Origin of the sequence: Mycobacterium sp. (genome assembly GCF_036273375.1) — a bacterium.
In the GTDB taxonomy this organism is placed as follows: Bacteria; Actinomycetota; Actinomycetes; order Mycobacteriales; family Mycobacteriaceae; genus Mycobacterium.
The window spans coordinates 1-2,682 of the sequence record NZ_DASUHS010000245.1 but is presented as its reverse complement, the minus strand read 5'-3'; the positions used below and the strand labels follow the sequence as shown (position 1 = coordinate 2,682).

The 2,682-nt window shown below is 65.3% G+C and carries 3 protein-coding genes; 2 read left to right on the top strand and 1 reads right to left on the bottom strand.

Going from position 1 to position 2,682, the window contains the following annotated elements; translation table 11 throughout:
* Positions 1 to 999, top strand: a 999-nt coding sequence (locus VFW69_RS21630) for a class I adenylate-forming enzyme family protein (RefSeq protein WP_526504418.1), incomplete at its 5' end; no start/stop codon positions are given.
* Between the two features lie 110 nt (positions 1,000 to 1,109).
* Entirely contained in the window at positions 1,110 to 2,084 is a 975-nt protein-coding gene (locus tag VFW69_RS21625; RefSeq protein ID WP_526504416.1) for an IS481 family transposase, read from the top strand.
* Between the two features lie 13 nt (positions 2,085 to 2,097).
* Here the strand turns inward: VFW69_RS21625 and VFW69_RS21620 are convergent.
* Positions 2,098 to 2,682, bottom strand: a 585-nt coding sequence (locus VFW69_RS21620; protein ID WP_526504414.1) for a DUF3159 domain-containing protein, incomplete at its 5' end; no start/stop codon positions are given.

The following is a 2,682-nucleotide window of genomic DNA, read 5'->3' as shown; positions in this document are numbered from 1 at the left end:
GGAACTCCCAAGGGCGCCAACAGAAGTACGCCGCCGACACTGGCGCCGATCGGTGGTGTGCTATCGCATGTGCCGTTCAAATCCGGTGAGGTCACGTCGTTGCCTGCGCCGATGTTCCACGCTCTTGGCTTCCTGCACGCGACCATCGCGATGATGCTCGGCACGACGCTGGTGTTGCGGCGCCGGTTCAAGCCCGCCACGGTGCTCGCCGACATCGAGCAGCACAAGGTGACCGCCATGGTCGTGGTTCCGGTCATGTTGTCGCGCATCCTCGATGCGCTCGACGCGATGGAGCGCAAGCCGGACCTGTCGTCGCTGCGGATCGTCTTCGTGTCCGGCTCGCAGCTGGGCGCCGAACTGGCCACCCGTGCGCTCAAGGAGCTGGGTCCGGTCATCTACAACCTGTACGGGTCGACGGAGATCGCGTTCGCCACCATCGCTCGGCCCAAGGATCTGTCGATCAATCCGGCCACCGTCGGACCCGTGGTCAAGGGCGTGAAGGTGAAGATCCTCGACGACAACGGCGATGAACTGCCGCAGGGCGAGGTCGGCCGGATCTTCGTGGGGAACTTCTTCCCGTTCGAGGGCTACACCGGAGGCGGCCACAAGCAGATCATCGACGGCCTGATGTCGTCGGGCGACGTCGGCTACTTCGATGAGCACGGTCTGCTGTACGTCAGCGGACGCGACGACGAGATGATCGTCTCCGGCGGCGAGAACGTGTTCCCCGCCGAGGTCGAGGATTTGATCAGCGGCCACCCCGAGGTCGTGGAGGCCACTGCGCTGGGCGTGGAAGACAAGGAGTGGGGGCACCGGCTGCGCGCCTTCGTCGTCAAGACCGACGGGGCCAGCATCGGCGAGGACGACATCAAGACCTATGTGCGCGACCACCTGGCCCGCTACAAGGTGCCGCGGGAAGTGATCTTCCTCGAAGAGCTGCCGCGCAACCCGACCGGCAAGATCCTCAAGCGCGAGCTGCGCGAGATGGAAGTCGACTAGCGGCTAGTTGTACCCGGCAGGCACATTGTTGACGGTTCTGCTTGTGAGTGGGGAGGACCTCCGGGCTTAGTGGAGATGTCTGACGTCTCTTCTAACCCGCGGAGGTCCTCGTGTCTCACGCTAATGCTCGTTTGACGGTCTGCGGTCGGCGATTGCTTGTCGATCGGATTTTGCTCCATGGGCGCAGGACTGCCCATGTCGCTGCTGAACTTGGTGTATCGCGTCAATGCGCTCATCGATGGGTACGCCGATTCCTCGATGAAGGCCCGGCCGGTCTGCTGGATCGATCCTCGCGCCCGCATCAGTGCCCGCGCCGCACACCGGTGGACGTCGAGGCTGCCGTCGTGGCGTTGCGTACCTCGGCTCGCCGCGGCCAGCAGTGGATCGGCGATGAGCTCGGCGTGCCGGCCCGCACAGTCAGCGCGATCTTGCGTCGCCATCGGCTGCCGTATTTGCGGGACTGCGATCCGTTGACTGGAACGGTGATCCGGGCGTCCAAGGCCACCGCGGTCCGCTATGAACGGGCCTATCCGGGCGAGCTGATTCACATGGACGTCAAGAAGATTGGCCGCATCCCCGAGGGCGGCGGCTGGAAGGCTCATGGCCGCCAGATCGGCAAGACCAGTGCCGCGAAGAAGGCGCGTATCAGATACGACTACGTGCACTCGGTCGTCGACGACCATTCCCGGCTGGCCTACTCCGAAATCCTGCCCGACGAGAAAGGCACCACCTGCGCAGAGTTTCTGCTCCGCGCTGCCAACTACTTCACCGCCGCCGGCATCCCCCGCATCCAACGGGTCATGACCGACAACGCCTTCGCCTACCGATACTCAGCAGCTGTGCGCGAGGTCATCGACGCCCTAGGTGCTCGCCAGGTGTTCATTCGCCCTTACTGCCCATGGCAAAACGGCAAAGCCGAGCGATTCAACCGAACCTTGCAAACCGAATGGGCCTACCGCCAAGTCTTCAACTCCAACAACGCTCGCAGCGACGCTCTTGCACCCTGGCTCGAGCACTACAACAATCAACGCCGCCACTCAGCCCTCGGAGGCCAACCCCCAATTAGCCGACTGTCACCAACCTGACTGCCGGGTACAACTAGTCGCTGACGGTATCGGCGTCGATCTGAACGGCGGCGGCACTGGCACCGTCGGCGCCGGCCATGGCGCGTTGAGCGGCCTTGATCGCCGCGTAGGTCGCCAGGGCGGCCACCGCGGTCAGCGGCCAACCCATCCCGATCCGCGCCACGCCCAGCCAACCGGTCTGATCGGCGTCGTAGAGGAGTCGCTGGACCACGAATCGCGCGCCGAATACCAGCATCCAGCACAGCGAGGCGATGTCGAACGCGTAGACGGCTCGGGACACGGCGCGCCAGCCGCGGTCACGCCCGGTGGCCCAGCTCCACGCGTAGCCGACCAGCGGCCGGCGGATCAGGATCGACACCGCGAACACCGCGGCCCAGATCAGCGATGTCCAGATGCCGAGCAGGAAGTAGCCTTTGGACTCCCCCAGCAGATAGGCGATCAGCACGCAGACGGCGACGCCGATGAGCCCGGACACCGCCGGCTGGACCGACTCGCGCCGCGCCAGTCGCCACAACAGGATCAGCGTGGCGACGCCGAGCGCCGCGCCGGCCGCCGCGGCCAGGCCCATCAGCCGCGAGGTGCCCACGAAGACGAGCAC